Below are 20,116 nucleotides of genomic sequence, written 5' to 3' on the forward strand. Positions count from 1 at the left end.
AATAAAACCGTATTAGCCTATATTTTAACTATGCTTATTTAAGAGAAATAATGCTCTAATACGGGAACATGCATATGCCAAACCTCCGTCGTTTTACTATATTTCAACGTTTAGCCATTTTAGTAGGGATTGTAATTTTTGGTTTAATTGTATTGAGTATTTCGAGTTTAAGTAATCAATATAAATCGCTTAAAAATGAGCAATATCTAAAAACTAAAAATGTGGTGGAAACTGCTTATAGCATCATTACACACTACGCAGCGCTTGAACAAAGTCAAACACTCACTCGTGCACAAGCACAATCTCAAGCGATGGCCTCAATACGCTCATTGCGTTACGATGATACTAACTATTTTTGGATCAACAATTATCAGCCAGCCATGGTAATGCACCCAATTAAACCAGCCCTTGAAGGGAAAGATTTAACGAATAATAAAGACCCTGATGGCACCCCTTTGTTTGTTGAAATGGTTGATGTTGTTAAAAAATCCGGCGAAGGCTATGTGCCTTACAAGTGGCCAAAACCCGGCAGCGACAAACCCGTAGATAAAATTGCGTATGTAAAAGGCTTTAATCAATGGCAATGGATCATCGGCTCGGGCGTTTACCTTGATACCATAGACAACACCTTTTCGCAGCAACGTACTATTATCGTTATCAATGTAATGATTATGATCGTCGTTGTCGTACTTTTTAGCTACTTTATTGGTCGCAGTATTTTAACGCCGACTCGTTTAGCAGCAGAAATGATGAAAGATATATCTCAAGGTGAGGGGGATTTAACCCGTACTCTCAACGAAAATGGCAATGATGAAATATCTCAGCTTTCGAGATCATTTAATTTGTTTGTATCCAAAATTAGGGAGTCTTTGGTGCTGGTTGCCAAAAGCGCAAACGATGTAAACGAGCATGCCCATGCTGTAGATGATTCTAGCAAAACCAGCCAGTCGTTTATTGAGCTTCAAAACGACAGTAGCACCCAAGTAGCCGCGGCAATGGAGCAAATGACTCATCAAATTCATGATGTTAGCCGTAATGCCGAAGCTGCTGAGCAAGCCGCAAATGATGCTGCTAGTAATGCATCAACGGGTAAAAATGTAGTGTCGAAAACCATTACCGCCATTGAAACCCTCTCTAGTAATATAGAAACCGTGAGCAAAGTGACCGCCGACCTTGCTCAAGAGAGTAATAATATTGGCTCAGTACTTGATGTTATTAGAAGCATTGCTGAACAAACCAATCTGTTAGCGCTAAACGCAGCTATTGAAGCTGCAAGAGCAGGTGAACATGGAAGAGGCTTTGCCGTTGTAGCCGACGAAGTAAGAACACTTGCCAGCCGGACAGGTAAAAGCACTGATGAGATTCAAGCTATGATCGCTAAGCTGCAAGAAGGGGCTAAAGCTGCAGTTGAAGCGGTAAAATCTAGCCAAGAGATTTCTATTTCTACGGTTGAACAAGCCTCTTCAGCTAATGAATCACTTGATGAAATAGACAGGCTGGTATCGGTGATCACCGATATGAACGGCCAAATTGCTCGCGCCACAGAGCAGCAAACATCAGCCGCAGACGAGGTGAATTTAAGAATTAATGATTTATCACAATCTACAGAGCAATCATTGGGTAACACCAAAGATTTAACTCGCGCTAGCGACAAACTCAAACAAAGCAGTGTTGAGTTATCAAGCGTGGTATCGCGCTTTAAGCTTAGTTAACCTGAACTCCGGATAATAAATATCTTCCACCAATTAAAAAGCCCTGATTTTCAGGGCTTTTTAGGATTATTTATAGAAAATTATAAACAATAGCGGGCAAATAAACTGCTAACTGCCGCTGCAGTTGGTTTACCATGTTGCCAGTCGCCGCCTTCAACGCCACTACCAGCAATATCCATATGTACATAAGGAAGTGGTAAAGTAGATTCATTACCATGCTTATCTAATCCACCTACCACAGCTAAAAATGCCATAGGGAATTGATGGCCGCGCGCTGTGACAGAAGAAGCTGCATTATTACTAGAAAGCACATCGTCAGCTAAAGTGCGTGGTTTTATAAAATCATAATCTTCACGGCGTGAACGCGACACTTCAGCACCGTCAGCCCATAAATCACCACAATCGGCTAGTTGGCGTGAAATATTAGCACTACGCGCGGGCCCATTCTCAACATATGCGCCATAAGGCCCCATCGCGCGCGCAGCGTGCCCTGTCAAGGTTGCCACTGTAAACAACGTTGGATTTATTTCATTTTTAGCTAAATCTTTCATTTCACTAAGTAAATCACCCATCGCTAGACGCCCCTCGGCATCAGTGTTACCAATGCGCACTCGCACACCTTCACGGCTAGTAATAATTTCATCAGGAACAAAACAATCTGAACCAATTGAGTTGCGTACAACCGCTAAAAAGGCAATCACTTTAACCCCTTTAGGCTGATAATTGGCTACTGCTTTCATAAATCCAGCAACCGAGGCCGCACCGCCTTTATCGCGGCTCATGCCCGCCATAAAACCACCGACTTTTAAATCTGCACCGCCCGTGTCATAGACTAAACCTTTACCAACAAACATCAGTGTTCGGGTTACTTCGCCCTCAGGCACGTATTCAAGTTTAACAACGCGTGGATGATGACGCTCTACCGCATACGATGCGCGAGCAACGGTACTTAGCATGGGGTAATGCTTATCAATGGCAGCTAAATCATCAATCACATCAACGCTCACCGCACTGTTTTCAAATAACTCAGTACAATAATCAGCAAAACGAGGGGGGGCCATGCGTTCAGGCTCGGTGCCACATAAATCACGTGCGGCATATTGCCCCGCAGCTAACGCATTGACTGCTTTGATTGTTTGCTCATTGGCATCAATTAAGCCTATTTGAGTAATAGGTTCAATACCTTGACCATGAAACTCACGCGCTTCTAGGGGTTGCCATAATGCTTGGCATGCGCCTAAGTAAGCCACTTCAAGAGCATGTTGATAACGGCTATCCGTATTTAAAGCGGGTAAATAAATAGCAGGGTTAACACTACCTGATGCTTTTGCCTCATTAATGGCTAATTTGGCTGCATCAAAATAACGACGAACGTCGTCATAATCTCTGTTTAAAGGGCCTGTTGGCGCTAACACGACACGTTTACCGGCAATCACTAACAAGGTGACTTGATTGCCTATGCGAGAGTCTACTTGGGCTTGGTCTAAAATTGCATCACGCAGTGGCGTATTTGGTAAATGAGAAAAGTCGTTGCTGATAATAATAAGTGCATCATGCGATGTACAATCTAGGCTTGCACTTACCGGCTTAGCCAGTACTGCTTTTGGATATGCCATAAAAAAGGATCCTGTTAGAAAACGTAGTCCCTATTATTATTTATTTAGCAATTTATAACCAGTGTACTGCGATAACCTGCTTACTTACTGGCAACTTGGAGTTACACGTTTTACACATCTAAAATACTGAGCTGTAAATTATGCTCTGGTTGATTTTTAATACCCACGCCAATTCCTAATAAGCGCACCGGTTGTTGTAATCCACGTTGATAGGCTTTGGCGAGTAACTCTTTAAAAATAGCCGTGTTTAATTGATGCGCAGCTTGATCTGCTGAGGTCACTACAAAATTAGCAAATTTAACTTTAACACTTAATTTATTAATTTTATGTTGTAGTTGCTGTTTATTTAATCGAACCACGAGTTCATCTAACAGTTGCGGTAATTGTTCAAGGCATTCATCTAGGCTGTTTTTGTTGTATTCATAAGTATGTTCCACACTCAATGACTTACGTACCCGCTCGGTGGAAACGCGCCCTATATGCTCACCCATGCACTTTTGATATAACGACACACCAAAATTACCCACATGCTGTTGCATCCAATTAGCCCCTTTTTCGCGCACATCTTGCCCCGTGTATAACCCTTTTAAATTAAGCTTTTCTAGAGTTACTTTACCCACTCCTGGAATTTTACCTAATGGCAATTGGGCTAAAAACGAGTCAACCTGCTCAGGCAATACCACAAATTGCCCATTAGGCTTATTTTCATCACTGGCTATTTTGGCAATAAACTTTATTGGGGCAATACCTGCAGATGCAGTCAGTCCTGTGGTATTAAAAATATCGGTACGAATTTGCTCTGCAATTAACGTTGCACTGCCCTTAAAAGCAGTACTGTGAGTTACATCTAAATATGCTTCATCAAGCGAAAGAGGTTCTACAAGGTCAGTATAGCGGTTAAAAATGGCGCGGATCTGTGTTGATACTTGTTTATAAACAGCCATTCTGCCAGGCACAATAACTAAGTCAGGGCAAAGCTGTTTGGCATGATAGTTAGACATAGCAGAGCGCACCCCATACTCTCTAGCAATATAGTTAGCGGTAGAGAGCACTCCACGGCGACTATTTCCGCCAATTGCCAGCGGTACGCTTGCAAGCTTAGGATTGTCGCGCATTTCTACGGCCGCATAAAAGCAGTCCATATCTATATGAATAAACTTTTTCATCACACAATAACAACTGTTTATTTATACAGCCATTATTGTGGAATCACTTTTAATTAGCAAGCATGTTATTGCTTAAAAAGAGCGTTTACTTTTCTTTGGCTTATTAAAACAATACATCCAAAATAAAATTTCTAAAGAAAAGCCTAATAAAATCAAAACAATTGCCCCAGCCTCATTACCCATAGCGTAACAAGTAAACGACGCTATAAAAACGGTGCATGCCAATAACCAATTAATTATATTCTGCATAGTTATCTCCTTGTGTGTTAATAGTTACTATAGCCATGAATTTAAAGAGGTACAATTTTTACTCAAGGGTTTTTATTTAGCATTGTTGTTTTTTTAAGGTTAAGGTTTGTTCAATCTGAGGCAGTTTACTCGCGGCGCGAGGTTTATAGCCTAATTGTTTAAATAAAAAAGGCGCAAAGCTTCCATGTCTTGCTTACGTCCCTTATTTACATCCATGAGGGCAATACAGAGTAGCTCTACCCCTAGTTATAATTCCCTTGAGCTCATCCGACCATATTGCTAATCTAAATGCTTTAAAACTAAGAGCAATAAATACATGGAAACGTTTAAACAACAACACCCTATTCATACCGATATCACTGTGGCATGGGGCGATATGGATGCCCTACAGCATGTTAATAACTGTGTTTACCTGCGTTATTTTGAAATAGCCAGAATCGATTTTTTAAATAAATTAAATTTATTTGATACCATCAACTCAAAAGCCACGGGGCCTGTGATCAGTGAAAATAATATTCGCTATAAGCGTCCCGTTACCTTTCCCGACACATTGAGCGTAGGTATTACCATTAGTGATATTAAATCTGACCGATTTGTAATGAACTACAGTGTGTTTAGTCATGCGCAAAACGCGATAACAACCACCGGCATGTCAAAAGTGGTGATGTTTGACTTTAAAACAGGCCAAAAAGCCACGATCACTGAGCCATTGTTATCGGCTTTAAAAGCAAACTCTCAAACCGAATAATTAGGATTAGCAATGCAATATAGTCAATTAGGCAGTAGTGGTGTTAGCGTTTCAAGAGTGTGTTTAGGTAGCATGACCTGGGGAGTACAAAACACCCAACATGATGCCGACCAACAGATAGCCTATGCGCTTGAGCAGGGTGTGAACTTTATTGATACAGCAGAAATGTATGCTGTTCCTCCCTCTCCCGATACCTACGGTAAAACAGAAGAAATTATAGGCAATTGGATAGCACGTAATTCACAAAAACGAAAAGACATTGTTATTGCAACTAAAATTGCAGGGAATGGACTTTCTTGGGTACGTGATGGCGGCAATATTACCCGCCAAGCTGTTATTGATGCGGTTGATCATTCTCTAAAACGCCTACAAACCGACTATATTGATTTATACCAGCTACACTGGCCAAATCGCCGTACCCCTCACTTTGCTAGGCAATGGCCTGGTATGCTTAAATTTACCGAGGTAGATGCAAAACAACACACCGCTGATATGCTTGATATTTTAGAGGGGTTAGATGCGTGTGTTAAAGCAGGAAAAATTAAGCATTGTGGGCTTTCTGATGATACGCCTTGGGGAATTAGCCAATTTTTAAATTTATCAAAAGAGCATAACTTGCCAAAAATGGTGTCTATCCAAAACGAGTTTAGCCTAGTACATGCCAAAGATTGGCCTTATTTAATAGAACAATGTGTACATGAAGATATTGCTTATTTACCTTGGTCACCATTGGCCGCAGGGCTATTAACCGGTAAATACCTAAATGGAGCACGCCCTGAAGGCTCCCGCTGGACATTTATGCAGCGTAACGGTATTTTTCGTGATACGCCACAATCACAACAGGCGACCAAAGAGTATGTTGAACTTGCCCATGCACACGCTATCACCCCAGCTCAATTAGCGCTGGCTTGGTGTAATCAAGTCGATGGAGTGACATCATCTATTATTGGTGCCACTACTATGGCGCAATTAAAGGAAGACATTGATGCGTTTGACCTAACACTGAGCGATGACGTGTTATCAGCGATTGATATCATATTCAGAAAAAACCCAATGCCTTACTAATGAAATCAAGCAAAGGGTAAATGTTATTCAATAATGTTGATTCTTTGCTATTCTTTATGTTTATTTTTTAAGCGCTAAGGTATAATTAAATACAGTCATTTAATAAAGAATTATCAGCTTTTTATGGATACAGCTCGTTATTTCTGCCTGCTATTTTTAATATTCTCGAGTAACAGTATTAGCCAATCTAAAAATCAGCTTACTGAAATTTTATGGCTACAAAGCAACACACCACCTTTTCACTTAGACTCAGGGAATACTCAAATGGGCTTGTGTGATAATTTAACTAAGCAACTAATCAGTAGTATAAAGGATGTAAAACATACTCGATTATTTGTTCCACAAAAACGAATTAATAAATATATCAAAGAAGGCAAAAATGTCTGCTTTCCATGCGTAATCCATAAAAAGAGCACCAACGAAGTCTATACATACTCACGTCCTACCTCTATCTACCCTGAGTTTAGTATTATTACAACTAATCAAAAAGCAGAAACACTTACTAAAGCACATGGTAATCCTATAAATTTAATTAGTTTACTTAGCGATGAACGCTTTACCTATGGACAAGCCGCAGCACGACGTTTTTCACCACACATAAATATGATTATTGAAAACTCTTTGAGCCATCATAACGTGTCCTTGAGCTTAAGTAGTGATAATGAGAGTGGCGTTGTGATCGATAGGTTGAGGCATGGCTTTTTAGACTACTCGGTCGATTATCCTTTTATGGCCAGTTACTTTAACCAGCAACAACACCCTATAAAAATCGTTAGTATACCCATAGCTCAAAATACGCGCTCATTAATCAAAGGAGCTGTAGGCTGTGCGACTAATGCGCCTAATGATTTTGCTAATCAGGCAATTAAGAAAATTAATGCGGCATTAGAAAGTACCATACTAGAATCAGCGGCTCATCAACTAAGCCAGCGACACTGGCTAAGTGAACATATCGATAATTTTGATAAACAATATTATCAACACATAATTAACTTTGACTCACAGACCAATGATGCTCCAATAAACACTGCTGACCAGAATAAAGAGCAACGTTGAACTCTCGTCCAGTACTAACCATCCCTACGCCAGCAGGCGTGCCAGTCATAATAATGTCGCCTTCTTCGAGGCTCATAAACTGACTAACCTCAGCCAATATTTGTGCAGGTTGGTGCAACATAAGTTGGCTATCACCATGTTGAACCGGCTTGCCATCAATATGTAATTCAAATATAAACGATGTCATTTCTGGCGTTAACTCAATAAAATCACTAAATAATGCTGAGCCATCGAATGCTTTAGCACGTTCCCACGGCAAGCCCTTTTCTTTTAAACTGCTTTGCAAAGCTCGCTTAGTCAAATCGAGTCCAATCCCTACCCCTGCAAGCTGCTTATTTTTAACCACAAAGCATAATTCAGTTTCATAATGCAACGTATCACCGTTATGGGAAGAGAGTAAGGTATTAGTGATCGCGCTATTAGGCTTATTAAAAATTACCATTTGCTCAGGGTGTTCGTTGTTTAATTCAGCAATATGCGCACTGTAATTGCGCCCCACACAGACTATTTTTGAAGGCTGTATGCTCTGCGAAGCCAGCTTTATTTGATTCATTTTCTCACCTGTTAATTACATAACGCTTTTAATATTTCGGCATACTCTCAAATAATTAACGCAAAAGCGAATGCAGTTTTATTATGTTTTTATGATAACTATTGAGCTGAATATAATCAATCACATAGAATGGAATGAAAGTAAGAAGGGACTAATTTGGCAGGTTTTTGTACCACGCTTTTAAAATAAAAAGCAGGTACTCTCAGTACCTGCTTATTAATAGATTATTGACTACTTACAAGTAACACTACCTTGCTCGGCAGCATTTGCTGTAATAGCCAGCTTAGCAATAGATACATGCCAATCACCTTGCGTGCTTAACTGCCAAGGGGTGAACACTTGTGCTAAATCAACACCTTGCTCTGCAAAACAACTTAAGTTGATGTTTAATGTTTGCCATTGACCTGATTGCTCAAGGTTATCAGTAATATCAAACTTACCCTGACAACTCTCACCACACCCCATACCAACCCATAACGGACTAGCCGCGGCTTTATCTACTTTAATTTGTATTTGCAGCTGACCATTGTTTTCAACGTATGAACGTAAGTCAGATGGAAACGCAGCGGCTAAATTAACGCCAGCCAGTGCTTGGCCATTAAAACGAATAGCGCGTGCATCTTCTTGCACCTCTTTATCAAATGTTTGGATGCTCACCGCACCTAATGACTCGCGACTGCTCGCCACCGTTTTTTGTTGCTCACCACTTTTTAAAACCAGTGACCACGGAGCTTTAATTGCACGCTCAAACAATACTAAATCATCCAGTTTTTCAGCCTGTTGAGTTTGCTCCACCAAGTCATCTTTTAAAACATTACTATCGTTGTAAGTTAAACCAAAACCATAAGGAAGTAATGGGCTGTAAGCTTCGTCGTTACGGTTTTCATTATCAATTGGATTATTAGGCCATGAAAACGATAATTTCCCTTTAAAGTCATGATTAATTGAACCGTCTGCATTTTTAAACAAGACATCGCTAATAGCATCGCCTTCACTACCTGGAAGCCAAATAGCAACGAACGCATCACTGGCGTTAAGCTCAGCATTAACCCACATAGGGCGACCGCTTATAAATAATGAAACAACAGGAATTCCCGCATCTTTAAACTTACGCAGTAGCGCTAAGTCGCTTTTATTACCGCGCTGGTATTCGAGGTTATCAACATCACCATTACCCTCTGCGTATGGTTGCTCACCAAACACCACAATGGCAACATCAGGGCGTGCAGTATATTCCCCTTCAACGCTCAGCGCTGCACTGCCACCAGCTTGCTCTACAGTGTCTTTAATACCTGCATAAATAGAGCTGCCACCAGGGAAATCACTGTTTTTATTACCTGTACCTTGCCACGTAACGCTCCAACCACCCGACTGCATACCTATGTTATCAGCCCCTATGCCTGCGACTAATACGTTGGTTTTAGGTGATAATGGCAGTAACTGCTGCTTATTTTTAAGTAATACTAAAGACTCGCGTACAGCCTGTTTAGCCACTACACGGTGATCGCTACTACCAATAATTTCAGTTTTTCCAGACAGGGGACGCTTCGCAGGGCTTGGTTTATCAAATAACCCTGCACGCATTTTAACGCGTAAAATACGCGTTACTGCATCATTAATTCTACTGAGTGGGATTTCACCGCTATTAGCTTGGTTAACCAAGTTGCTAAATAATGGTTTCCACTCATCCGGTGCCATGTATACGTCTAAGCCCGCATTAGCCGCTTGAGCACAGTTACTATTAGAACAGCCTTTAACCTGCCCGTGGCCATTCCAGTCACCGACAACAAAGCCATCAAAACCCATCTTATCTTTAAGCACATCGGTCAGTAAATATTTACTGCCGTGAATTTTTTCACCATGCCAGCTATTAAACGAGGCCATTACCGTTTGTGCACCTGCACCCAAACCACCAACATAACCTTGAGCATGAAGCGCAAATAATTCTTCTTCAGAGGCGATATTATTACCTTGATCATCGCCATTCACAGTACCGCCATCACCTAAAAAATGCTTAACCGTACTGACTACCCGCGTATCTGATAAAAAGTCTTCATCAACAGCGCCTTGTAAGCCTTTAACAATTGAGGCTGAATATGCTTTTACTATTTCAGGGTCTTCAGAATACCCCTCGTAAGTACGACCCCAACGATCATCTCGCACTACGGCAACCGTAGGTGCAAATACCCAGTCAATACCGGTAACCATAACTTCACGCGCCGTTGCTGCGGCAATTTTTTCAATAAGTTCAGGGTTGTTCGCCGCCCCTAAACCAATATTATGCGGAAATAAAGTCGCACCAATCACATTGTTGTGTCCATGTACCGCATCAGTGCCCCACATTGTAGGAATCGTGCTGCCATCGAGGGAATCATCAATAGACGCTTGATACATCTTTTCAGCTAAATCAACCCAGTCTTCGGGGGTTGCATGTTTATTGTTATTTGGAAACGAGCCACCGCCGTTTAAATAGGAGCCAAAGCCATATTTACGCATATCTTCAACCGTAATATGACGAATTTCAGGTTGGATCATTTGCGCTATTTTTTGCTCTAGTGTCATGGTCTTTAGCATATCTGCGATTTTTTGCTCCATTTGAGCATCGCTTTTAATACCGGTTTCTATTGTTGGCCAAATTTCTTTTTGATTTGTCGCATCGCTAGCACTGTTAGAGGGTTGCGAACAACCGCTGCTGGCTATTGCTGCTAGCATCAGTGCAGTGACTGAAAAAGTTCGTTTAATAATCATAGCATTCACCTAAAACTCAAAGACGAGTTGACGTTGTTTTTTTTGCACCAAACAGCGCGAAGTAAGTAATATATAAATAGCAGCCAATAGGCAGTATAAGCGCTAGTTGCACACCGATATTGTCAGCCAGCATACCTTGTAGTAATGGAATAATAGCTCCACCTACAATCGCTAAGCATAAAATACCCGACCCCTGTGAGGTGTATTTACCCAAGCCTTGAAGCGCTAAACTAAAAATAGTAGGGAACATAATAGAGTTACACAGACCAACCAATAAAATAGCCCACATAGCGAGTGACCCTTGACCTGTCATTGCAATTAACACTAACACACCGGCCAAAATACCATGACAAGCTAACACCTTGGCTGCATTTAATTTTTGCATAATCGCAGCGCCAGCAAATCGCCCTATCATTGCACCTGCAAAATAATAGCTAATATAATGTGCAGCTTGTTGCTCTGGTAAACCTGCAATATGGTCAAGGGTTAAAAAGCCGACTAAAAAGCTACCAATCGCAACTTCAGCACCTACATAAACAAAAATACCAATAGCGCCCAAAATAAGATGGCGATATTTCCAAACACTGCCTAAGTCAACAAACTCAGTGTCACCTTGATTTTCAGCTTCACTATCAATCGCTTTACCGAGTTTAGGTAACTTCAAAAAAGCAAAAATAATAGCCAGTGTTAGTAAACTTGCACTGAGCATTAAGTAAGGGAACTTAACTTCTTCGGCTGTAGCTTGACTAATTTCAGACAAAATCAACCAACTACCAAATAATGGCGCAACCGTTGTTCCTAAAGAGTTAAAAGCTTGGGTCATGGTTAAACGCGAAGACGCTGTTTTTGCAGGCCCTAATACGCTTACATAAGGGTTAGCAGAGACTTGTAAAATAGTGATCCCTGAAGCAAGCACAAATAAAGCAAGTAAAAATAGTTCGTAAACATGTGCCTCTGCAGCGGGGTAAAATAATGCACACCCTATCGAAGCAACAACCAAACCAACAACAATACCAAATTGGTAACCTATTTTACTAACGAGTTTTCCTGCAGGAATTGACATAACAAAGTAGGCACCAAAAAAACAAAATTGTACCAACATTGCTTGGGTGTAATTAAGGGAGAACATTCCCTTTAAATACGGAATTAAAATATCGTTCAGGCAGGTAAGAAAACCCCACATAAAAAACAAGGTCGTAAGCGATGTTAACGCAAAGGTGTGTGTAGACCCTGGTTTTTGGCTGTTTTCTGCTGCCGGTAGTGGCTGTGTGATATGTGCCATAGTATAATCTCTAATTATTTATAATTATCAGATTGTTACCTCTATTTAATTGCGTTTAGTAAAACTTAAAAAGCAGATAATAGTTGCAACACCAAATGTAAGCGCTTACATTTATAGCATACAGAGAAAATTTATCAATTTATTTACAAATAATATTGTAAGCGCTTACATTGCTGTATTATACAATTTCTATTGCTTAGCTAATTACGGTAAAGCGCATTATTATTGCAAGCTTAAGGACGTATCTCATTGTGTTTAAAACAATTTCTTTGCCAGGCACGTCAGCCCTTTTAAAATCGCCGTTTATTTTTGGTGTTGCCACGGCCTCTTTTCAAATAGAGGGAAGCCACAACACGCGCCTACCATGTATTTGGGATACTTTTTGTAGCAAACCAAACACCATTGCAGATAACAGTAACGGCAATCACGCCTGTGAGCATGTAAAATATTGGCAACAAGACGTTCAAATGATTGCCGATTTAGCCGTTGATGCCTATCGACTTTCTATTTCTTGGCCCCGCGTTTTACACCAAGATGGAAGTTTAAACATTCAGGGCATGGCGTTCTATAAGTCATTACTACAAGCTCTTAAAGCACGCAATATTAAAACTTATGTCACTTTATATCACTGGGATTTGCCACAACATTTAGAAGACAACGGTGGTTGGCTAAATCGCGATACCGCGTATCAATTTGCTCATTACGCTCATATAGTAACTCAGCAACTAGAGGGCTTAGTGGATTCTTATGCGACCTTAAACGAACCGTTTTGTAGTGCCTACCTAGGCTATGAAATAGGGGTACATGCACCAGGCATAAAAAGTCAAAAAGCAGGACGCCAAGCGGCACACCACTTATTACTCGCCCATGGACTTGCGATGCAAGTGATACGCAAAAACTGCCCTAAGATAGAGGCCGGTATTGTGCTTAATTTTAGCCCTGCCTATCCATTTACTCCTGACGATGAACGCGCTGCTAAATTAGCTGATGACTATCATAACCAATGGTATATTCAAGCAGTGCTGGAAGGCCGCTACCCTGAAGTGATTAAGGAGCTTGCAAATGATGCAAAACCTGATGTTGCAAATGGCGACATGGCAATTATTAGCCAAAAAATCGATTTTTTAGGGGTTAATTACTATACTCGTATCCATTACAAAAATACGCCAGATCATTGGTTTAGCGAAGCTCCTTTAGAAAATATTGCCACCACTGATATGGGCTGGGAAATATACCCACAGGGATTGTGTGAACTCCTACTTGCATTAAATGATCGTTACACGCTACCCAAAGTATATATAACTGAGAACGGTGCAGCGATGGCCGATGTATTAATAGATGGAAAAGTAGATGACATACATCGTATCAATTACTACCATACACACCTTAATGCCGTTCATAATGCCGTTGAGCAAGGCGTTAATGTGCAAGGCTACTTTGCATGGAGTTTAATGGATAATTTTGAATGGGCCTATGGCTATGAAAAACGCTTTGGGCTAGTCTATGTTGATTACCAAACTCAACAACGCACCTTAAAACAAAGCGCAATTGCGTATCGTGATTTTCTTAAACAGCGCCAAAAATAATAATGAGTGGCTTTTATGCTGAGTAAAAAAGAAAAAATAGCTTATGGCCTAGGTGACACGGCAAGTAATATTATTTTTCAAACCGTAATGCTATTTTTAACCTTTTTTTACACCGACATTTTTGGTATTTCGCCTGCTGTTGTTGGTACCCTTTTTTTAGTCGTCAGAGTCATTGATGCAGTTACAGACCCAATAATGGGCGCCCTGACCGATGCCACTCATACAAAATACGGTAGCTACCGACCGTACCTACTTTGGCTTGCCATCCCCTTTGCTGTTATAAGCGTGATTACCTTTACTACCCCCGCGATGGATGACGGCAACAAAATTATTTACGCGTTCGTTACCTACACCTTGCTAATGTTGGTTTATACCGCAATTAACATTCCTTATTCGGCACTTGGCGGCGTACTCAGTAGCAATCCTAACGAACGGGTTTCTATTCAATCATATCGATTTGTGTTTGGCATGCTGGGGGGGTTATTGGTTACGAGCTGCACTTTACCTTTAGTAAAGTGGTTTGGGGAGGGTAATAACGAGTTGGGCTATCAACTCACCATGCTGGTTATGAGTTGCCTTGGTGTAGTGTTATTTCTAATTTGTTTTCGTTACACCAAAGAGCGGGTGATCAATCCACCACATAAATTATCTTTAAAAACACAACTTCACGTTTTATGGCAAAATCAGCCGTTTAAAATATTGTGTATGGCAGCACTGATATTATTGACCAGTATGGTGCTGCGCACGACATTAGCTATTTACTATGTAAAGTATGTTCTTGGAAAAGAAGATTTAATCACCGAATTTGTGACTTTAGGTATGGTCGGTAATATTATAGGCTGTGCGTGTGCGCAACCTTTAAGTAAACGCTTAGATAAAAAAACGGCTTATATTTATCTGCAATATATTTCTGCCATATTGAGCTGTTTTGCTTTTTTTGTCCCTAATGAGCAAGTTTTACTCGCCTTTTTAATGTATTTTTTATGGTGCTTTTTCACTCAAATGGCGACACCTTTATTGTGGGCAAAAATGGCAGATGCTATTGACTACGGAGTTTGGCAAAATGGTCAACGACTCACAGGTATGGTTTATGCAAGCGTGGTATTTTTTATCAAATTGGGGCTCGCATTAGGCGGCGCTATAGCGGGTTGGTTACTTGCGTATTATCAGTATCAAGCCAATGTAGAATTAAGCGAAGCAACTAAAAGCGGTATTTTAACCTCATTTACACTCTACCCTGCTATTGGCAGTATACTTGTGGCTTTAATAATGACTAAATACAACTTAGATAACAAAACCATAAAAAAAATCACCGCCGATTTAACACAAAAAAGTAATTTGTAACAAGGAATAGTATGGCCACCATTTATGAGGTGTCAAAGCTTGCAGGGGTATCACTTGCCACTGTTTCAAGAGTAATGAACAACAATGCAAACGTAAGTGATGCAACCAGAAAAAAAGTGACTTTAGCGATGGAAGAATTAGGCTACCGCCCAAATTCTATTGCGCAATCACTGGCCTCTAATTGCTCTAATAGTGCTGGCTTATTGGTTTCTGAGTTAAAAGGTCCTTTTTATGGCCCTATGATGAGCGGCATAGAAAACACCCTCAGAAAACAAGGTAAACACGTTATTATTACCGCAGGGCACAGTGACGCAGAGCGAGAACAACAAGGCATAGAGTTTTTAATTAGCCGTAATTGTGATGCACTTATTTTGCATGTTGAAGCGGTTAGCGATGAATATTTAATAAAGCTGAGCAAAGGTAAAACACCATTTGTTTTACTCAATCGCCATATTCCTGAGCTCGCCGATCGCTGTATTATTCTTGATAATATTAAAGGGGGCTATTTAGCGACTAAATACATTCTTGAGTCTGGTCACAAAAACATTGCTTACATTAGCGGTCCTTTATGGAAAAAAGACGCTCAAGAGCGTTTAAACGGACATAAACAAGCACTTGCTGAACATGCCATTGAGTTTGATGAAAACAGTTTGTATGAAGGTGACTTTATAGAGGACAGCGGCTACGAAGGATTTACTGCTCTTTATAAAAAAAATCCCGCCATTACCGCCTTAGTGTGCGCCAATGACGAAATGGCAACGGGTGCAATGGTCAGTGCCAGAGAGCATGGCATTGAACTACCCGCACAACTTTCAATAATAGGCTACGATAACGTGTTCTTTACCCGCCATGTATACCCCCCTTTAAGCACTATTAATTACCCAATAGATGAAATGGGAAAAGTAGCTGCACAGTGGGTACTGAGCCATGTATATCAAAAAAGCGTACAGCCTATTCAAACTTTATTTCAGCCCGAATTAGTCATACGCCAATCAGTCGTTAATATTACCTAGCTAATTATTATATAAATTGGCAAATAGTGGCGTTAAACAAGTTTACTTAATAACGCCAAGTTTATTGGTTTAAGCAAAACTTGCTCTATTTCTAGCTGCCTAATGTGTACGGCATCAGGCTCCATTCCACTAATAATAACTCGTTGAATATCAGGATAGTGTTCTTTAATAAAGCCAGCAAGCTCTAAACCTGAACCATCGGGTAAATGCATATCGAGTAATACTTTGTCGTAATTACTGTTATGCTCAAGCGTCGCCTTACAGTCTTTGACACTTGTTGCTATATCCGTGTCTACATCCAAACTTTCTAATAATAACTGAGTAATTTGTCCAGCATCAGCATCGTCTTCCACTAATAAAAAACGCTTTATATTAGTATTATGTTTTGGCGTTGGCTGTATCGATGAAACACGTTGTGTTTTTTTCCCCAGCACTGACTCTAAGCATTGGTACAGTAAGTTTGAATCCACAGGTTTGGCAATCATATCGTCAAACCCTAGCGCGGTTAGTTCGTTATGAATACCTTTCATGGTGGCCGCGGTTAAAGCAATAATCGCCCCTTTAAATCCTAACTTTCTAAGTTCAATGGCTGCTTCTTTTCCGCCCATCACCGGCATATGAATATCTAAAAATATAATATCGTAAGCGGCGCGCCCCTCTACGAGTTGCTTTTTAACCTTATCAAGCGCTTGTTTGCCATTATCAGCATAATCTACATCTGCACCCGCTGAGCCAATTAAATGGCCAACTAACACGCGTAAATCGCGTAAGTCATCCACCACCAACACTTTGCCACTTACTTCGCATGGCGCTACTTTTTGCTGCATGTTGGGGGTTAAATCAAGTTTTAATAAATTGCGCTCTACCTGTCTGATATCACCAGGGTATAAGGAAATGGTAAACGTTGAGCCCTCACCTACATAAGAATCTAATGAAATAGTACCCTGCATACGACTAAGTAGCTCGGAACAAATAGCTAATCCCAAGCCCGCACCACCTACTGAGCGCGACTCTACATCGGCAATTTGCTCAAAAGGCTTAAAGATGAGTGCTTGTTTTTCTGGAGCAATACCCAAGCCTGAATCTTTAATGCTAAAAAAGAGCATTTCACGTTCAGCCACCGTCTCTGTCCATGCGTTAACGATAATTTCGCCTTGCTCGGTAAATTTTATCGCATTATTTATCAGGTTAATGAGAATTTGTCGTACCCGAGTAGCATCTACACGAATAACTAATGGCAAAGGCTCCAGTGATTCAAATTTTAATGATAAGCCTTTATCAAGGGCTGATACACGCATTAACGTAAACACGTCGGCCATTAGGCTATCAAGATTAACATCCCCCAAGCTTAGCTCAAGCTTATCGACTGCAATTTTAGATAAATCTAAAACATCATTCAGTAAGCTCAATAAGTGTTTGCCATTACGATAAATAACGCCCAACTCATTTTCAGCTTGCTTGCTAAAATCACTGAGCATAAGTAGTTCGGTATAGCCTAAAATAGACGACAAGGGAGTTCGCAGTTCGTGGCTTAAATGCGCTAAAAAGCGGTCTTTTGAACGGTTTTCAGCCTCCGCTTTTAAACGCTCCACCCGCTCATCTTCTACATCGCGGCGCGCTAATGCATAACGAATAGAACGGGCAAACCGGCTACCACTCATTTCACTTTTAACTAAGTAATCAACCGCACCAGCATCAAGCGCAGCCGAATCTAGCGCATCGTTAGATTGCCCCGTTAACATGATAATAGGCCCACAAAAGCCATTCTTAATCGCTTGCTTTAAAACACTTAAGCCATCTGAGGCACCTAAGCGATAGTCAAGCAGGCAAATATCATGCTCATTTTTACTTAGTACATGTATTGCCTGCTCAGGAGAGCTTATCCAGTCTATGTCAAACACATGGGAACTGAGCTGCTCTAAATAGTCACGAGTTAAAATATAATCATCTTCATCGTCTTCAACTAATAGCAGTTTCGTTGCCTTTGCTAACATAGCGTCTCCTGTTTTAATAATATGCTTAATCGTTAAACGTGCTTGGTAGCTCTACAAACTCAACCCAGTATTTACCCAGCGTTTTCATCAACTCAACTAACCCGTCAAACGTAACCGGCTTAGTTATGTAAGACGCAGCGCCTAGGTTATAACCTTTAACCATGTCTTCTTCTTGCTTAGAAGTAGTTAAAATAACCACTGGGATGCCCTTTAGGTTTGGATTTGCCTTAATAGCTTCAAGCGCTTCACGACCATCCATTCTCGGCATGTTTAAATCAAGTAAAATTAAGCCTGGTCTTGGCGAGATGCTTTTATCTACAAACTTGCCTTTGCGCTCTAGGTACTCTAAAAGTTCAACACCGTCTTCAACAAAATGTAATTCATTTAAAACGCGGCTTTCAGCAAGCGCATCTTGGGTTAATAAACGATCATCTTCATCATCGTCTGCCATTAAAATGGTAATGGGTTTTACGTTTGTTAATGGCATATTATGCCTCTCCTTGTAATGTGAATAACTCTGCATCCACAGGTAGTTTAATAATGAAGGTTGCGCCTTCGTTAGGGGTGCTTATTGCTGTAATAGTTCCGCCATGTCGCTCTACAATTCTGCGACACACAGATAATCCAATGCCGGTTCCTTTATATTCTGAACGGCCATGTAAACGCTGAAATGGCACAAATATTTTATCCGCGTACTCATCAGAGAAGCCGATACCATTATCTTTTACGGTAATGACATGCCAACTTACTTTACTATTATGGTCTTCACTAAACTCGCTAATTCGTTCAAAGCTAATATCAATAACAGGGTTTACGTTAGGCGCTCTAAACTTCACTGCATTTGAAATTAAGTTTAAAAACAGCTGATGCATTTGACTCGGATCAGCCTGAATGATTGGCATATCAACCGTTATCACTTGCGCATTAGACTCATTAATGGCTATTTCTAAATCGCTTAAAATATCATTAAGTATGCTATTTAGATTGGTGTCGGTAAAATCTTTACCTCGAGTTGTTACTCGAGAGAACTCTAATAAATCATTAATTAAATTAGACATCCTTTGTGCGGCATTTTTCATGCGAGCAATGTAATCTGCGCCTTTTTCGCCCAACTCGTCTTTAAACATGCTTTCAAGCCGATCACTAAATGCTTGGATTTTTCTTAGCGGCTCTTGCAAGTCATGACTGGCAACAAAAGCAAACTCTTCTAACTCTCGGTTACTGCGACTTAACTCATCAGAATATAACGTAAGTTCTTGGGTACGTTCGGTTACTTTACTCGCTAAGGTTTCGTTTTGCATTTCCAGCTCGGCGCGATACACGGCCGCATTTTTTAAATTCAGCCTCGCCAATAAAAACATACCCAAAATCAATAATGCGCTGGTAACTGCAGTAATACCAAAAGTGATCTTTGCTTCTTTTTTAATTTGCGCTAATTTCGAAAAGTGACTGACTTTAAACAGTAGTTCGCGCTCTTGAATATCATTAACTCGCTCACGAATTTCTCTATATAAGTCGCGTCCTTCATGTGAATTAAGTATTAGTAAGGCGCGCTGCTCTTTATCATGTAATGCTAATTTAACCGTTTTTTTAAGCTCAGCTATTTTAGCTTCAACCAAGAGTAACAGCTGTGCAATACGCTCAGCCTGCCCGTCAATTTCAGAATGTAAGGCGCTCACATGGTTCGTTTGAGACTTTATTTGTGCGATAGCATCGTAGTAAGGCACTAAATAATCATCCGTTTGAGTTAATAAATACCCACGCTGCCCCGACTCAGCTTGCACTACCGAAAGGTGCAATTGCTCTATCGCCGTGCTTAACATATTAGTGTTATCTAAACTTTGCTGAGTACGCGTTAAGCCTTGTATGGTATTAACCGCTAAAAATGCATTACCTACAATAATGCATAGTATTATGGAGATAAATAACGCCCATACTACATTTGCTTTGCCTTGCTGTTTGCGTTTAATCATTTATCGTCCTG

16 protein-coding genes are annotated in these 20,116 nt (G+C 40.5%); 7 read left to right on the forward strand and 9 right to left on the reverse strand.

Features of this window, described 5'->3' with window-relative positions; all coding sequences use genetic code 11:
• Window positions 1–74: 74 nt before the first annotated feature.
• Window positions 75–1,712: a methyl-accepting chemotaxis protein gene (locus QL984_RS11945; RefSeq protein WP_028834934.1), complete on the forward strand. Its 1,638-nt coding sequence runs from the start codon at window positions 75–77 to the stop codon at window positions 1,710–1,712.
• An 80-nt stretch (window positions 1,713–1,792) separates the two neighbouring features.
• On the opposite strand, the gene QL984_RS11950 is transcribed toward QL984_RS11945, so the two are convergent.
• From QL984_RS11950 to QL984_RS11960, 3 genes are all read right to left on the reverse strand, one after another.
• Window positions 1,793–3,328, reverse strand: coding sequence for a leucyl aminopeptidase family protein (locus tag QL984_RS11950; protein WP_290172803.1), 1,536 nt, complete (start codon window positions 3,326–3,328; stop codon window positions 1,793–1,795).
• 110 nt (window positions 3,329–3,438) lie between these two features.
• Complete coding sequence (dinB, locus tag QL984_RS11955; RefSeq protein ID WP_290172804.1) at window positions 3,439–4,494, reverse strand: DNA polymerase IV; 1,056 nt, start codon at window positions 4,492–4,494, stop codon at window positions 3,439–3,441.
• A 72-nt stretch (window positions 4,495–4,566) separates the two neighbouring features.
• The gene (locus tag QL984_RS11960; RefSeq protein ID WP_013464196.1) at window positions 4,567–4,743 is read right to left on the reverse strand and encodes a hypothetical protein; all 177 of its coding nucleotides are present in this window, start codon (window positions 4,741–4,743) and stop codon (window positions 4,567–4,569) included.
• 316 nt (window positions 4,744–5,059) lie between these two features.
• Between QL984_RS11960 and QL984_RS11965 the strand changes: the two genes are divergently transcribed.
• The 3 genes from QL984_RS11965 (at window position 5,060) to QL984_RS11975 (ending at window position 7,612) form a co-directional block, all read left to right on the forward strand.
• On the forward strand, window positions 5,060–5,491 hold the full coding sequence (locus QL984_RS11965) for a thioesterase family protein (RefSeq protein ID WP_028834338.1): 432 nt from the start codon (window positions 5,060–5,062) through the stop codon (window positions 5,489–5,491).
• 12 nt (window positions 5,492–5,503) lie between these two features.
• Window positions 5,504–6,556 carry an aldo/keto reductase gene (locus tag QL984_RS11970; protein WP_290172805.1) on the forward strand — a complete coding sequence of 351 codons (1,053 nt, stop codon included), beginning with the start codon at window positions 5,504–5,506 and terminating at the stop codon, window positions 6,554–6,556.
• A gap of 123 nt (window positions 6,557–6,679) precedes the next feature.
• Window positions 6,680–7,612 (forward strand): hypothetical protein, encoded by a 933-nt coding sequence (locus tag QL984_RS11975; RefSeq protein WP_058154244.1) that lies wholly within the window; start codon window positions 6,680–6,682, stop codon window positions 7,610–7,612.
• On the opposite strand, the gene QL984_RS11980 is transcribed toward QL984_RS11975, so the two are convergent.
• From QL984_RS11980 to QL984_RS11990, 3 genes are all read right to left on the reverse strand, one after another.
• The gene (locus tag QL984_RS11980) at window positions 7,545–8,165 is read right to left on the reverse strand and encodes a fumarylacetoacetate hydrolase family protein (protein ID WP_064662481.1); all 621 of its coding nucleotides are present in this window, start codon (window positions 8,163–8,165) and stop codon (window positions 7,545–7,547) included. The genes QL984_RS11975 and QL984_RS11980 overlap by 68 nt on opposite strands.
• 231 nt (window positions 8,166–8,396) lie before the next feature.
• A complete protein-coding gene (locus QL984_RS11985; RefSeq protein WP_290172807.1) occupies window positions 8,397–10,913 on the reverse strand; it encodes an exo 1,3/1,4-beta-D-glucan glucohydrolase in 2,517 nt (838 codons plus the stop codon).
• A gap of 16 nt (window positions 10,914–10,929) precedes the next feature.
• Window positions 10,930–12,195 carry a sugar MFS transporter gene (locus QL984_RS11990; RefSeq protein ID WP_013464191.1) on the reverse strand — a complete coding sequence of 422 codons (1,266 nt, stop codon included), beginning with the start codon at window positions 12,193–12,195 and terminating at the stop codon, window positions 10,930–10,932.
• Window positions 12,196–12,446: 251 nt separating this feature from the next.
• Between QL984_RS11990 and QL984_RS11995 the strand changes: the two genes are divergently transcribed.
• From QL984_RS11995 to QL984_RS12005, 3 genes are read left to right on the forward strand one after another with little or no spacing between them, the layout of a single operon-like run.
• Window positions 12,447–13,781: a GH1 family beta-glucosidase gene (locus QL984_RS11995; protein ID WP_058154240.1), complete on the forward strand. Its 1,335-nt coding sequence runs from the start codon at window positions 12,447–12,449 to the stop codon at window positions 13,779–13,781.
• A gap of 15 nt (window positions 13,782–13,796) precedes the next feature.
• The gene (locus QL984_RS12000; protein WP_058154239.1) at window positions 13,797–15,125 is read left to right on the forward strand and encodes a glycoside-pentoside-hexuronide (GPH):cation symporter; all 1,329 of its coding nucleotides are present in this window, start codon (window positions 13,797–13,799) and stop codon (window positions 15,123–15,125) included.
• Window positions 15,126–15,136: 11 nt separating this feature from the next.
• Window positions 15,137–16,138: a LacI family DNA-binding transcriptional regulator gene (locus QL984_RS12005; protein WP_138686742.1), complete on the forward strand. Its 1,002-nt coding sequence runs from the start codon at window positions 15,137–15,139 to the stop codon at window positions 16,136–16,138.
• A 32-nt stretch (window positions 16,139–16,170) separates the two neighbouring features.
• Here the strand turns inward: QL984_RS12005 and QL984_RS12010 are convergent, their stop codons facing one another.
• Genes QL984_RS12010 through QL984_RS12020 form a run of 3 tightly spaced genes read right to left on the reverse strand, consistent with a single transcriptional unit; the run spans window position 16,171 to window position 20,105 of the window.
• A complete protein-coding gene (locus QL984_RS12010; protein WP_013464187.1) occupies window positions 16,171–18,132 on the reverse strand; it encodes a response regulator in 1,962 nt (653 codons plus the stop codon).
• A gap of 25 nt (window positions 18,133–18,157) precedes the next feature.
• Window positions 18,158–18,619 carry a response regulator gene (locus QL984_RS12015; RefSeq protein WP_010390893.1) on the reverse strand — a complete coding sequence of 154 codons (462 nt, stop codon included), beginning with the start codon at window positions 18,617–18,619 and terminating at the stop codon, window positions 18,158–18,160.
• A gap of 1 nt (window position 18,620) precedes the next feature.
• Window positions 18,621–20,105: a sensor histidine kinase gene (locus QL984_RS12020; RefSeq protein WP_013464186.1), complete on the reverse strand. Its 1,485-nt coding sequence runs from the start codon at window positions 20,103–20,105 to the stop codon at window positions 18,621–18,623.
• Window positions 20,106–20,116 lie beyond the last annotated feature (11 nt).

The organism is Pseudoalteromonas sp. APC 3495 (assembly GCF_030407645.1).
GTDB classification, from domain to species: Bacteria; Pseudomonadota; Gammaproteobacteria; order Enterobacterales; family Alteromonadaceae; genus Pseudoalteromonas; species Pseudoalteromonas tetraodonis.

Coding starts and splice junctions, on each gene's coding strand:
- QL984_RS11945 (WP_028834934.1), top strand. CDS start 75: ATGCCAAACCTCCGTCGTTTTACTATATTTCAACGTTTAGCCATTTTA.
- QL984_RS11950 (WP_290172803.1), bottom strand. CDS start 3,328: ATGGCATATCCAAAAGCAGTACTGGCTAAGCCGGTAAGTGCAAGCCTA.
- dinB (WP_290172804.1), bottom strand. CDS start 4,494: ATGAAAAAGTTTATTCATATAGATATGGACTGCTTTTATGCGGCCGTA.
- QL984_RS11960 (WP_013464196.1), bottom strand. CDS start 4,743: ATGCAGAATATAATTAATTGGTTATTGGCATGCACCGTTTTTATAGCG.
- QL984_RS11965 (WP_028834338.1), top strand. CDS start 5,060: ATGGAAACGTTTAAACAACAACACCCTATTCATACCGATATCACTGTG.
- QL984_RS11970 (WP_290172805.1), top strand. CDS start 5,504: ATGCAATATAGTCAATTAGGCAGTAGTGGTGTTAGCGTTTCAAGAGTG.
- QL984_RS11975 (WP_058154244.1), top strand. CDS start 6,680: ATGGATACAGCTCGTTATTTCTGCCTGCTATTTTTAATATTCTCGAGT.
- QL984_RS11980 (WP_064662481.1), bottom strand. CDS start 8,165: ATGAATCAAATAAAGCTGGCTTCGCAGAGCATACAGCCTTCAAAAATA.
- QL984_RS11985 (WP_290172807.1), bottom strand. CDS start 10,913: ATGATTATTAAACGAACTTTTTCAGTCACTGCACTGATGCTAGCAGCA.
- QL984_RS11990 (WP_013464191.1), bottom strand. CDS start 12,195: ATGGCACATATCACACAGCCACTACCGGCAGCAGAAAACAGCCAAAAA.
- QL984_RS12000 (WP_058154239.1), top strand. CDS start 13,797: ATGCTGAGTAAAAAAGAAAAAATAGCTTATGGCCTAGGTGACACGGCA.
- QL984_RS12005 (WP_138686742.1), top strand. CDS start 15,137: ATGGCCACCATTTATGAGGTGTCAAAGCTTGCAGGGGTATCACTTGCC.
- QL984_RS12010 (WP_013464187.1), bottom strand. CDS start 18,132: ATGTTAGCAAAGGCAACGAAACTGCTATTAGTTGAAGACGATGAAGAT.
- QL984_RS12015 (WP_010390893.1), bottom strand. CDS start 18,619: ATGCCATTAACAAACGTAAAACCCATTACCATTTTAATGGCAGACGAT.
- QL984_RS12020 (WP_013464186.1), bottom strand. CDS start 20,105: ATGATTAAACGCAAACAGCAAGGCAAAGCAAATGTAGTATGGGCGTTA.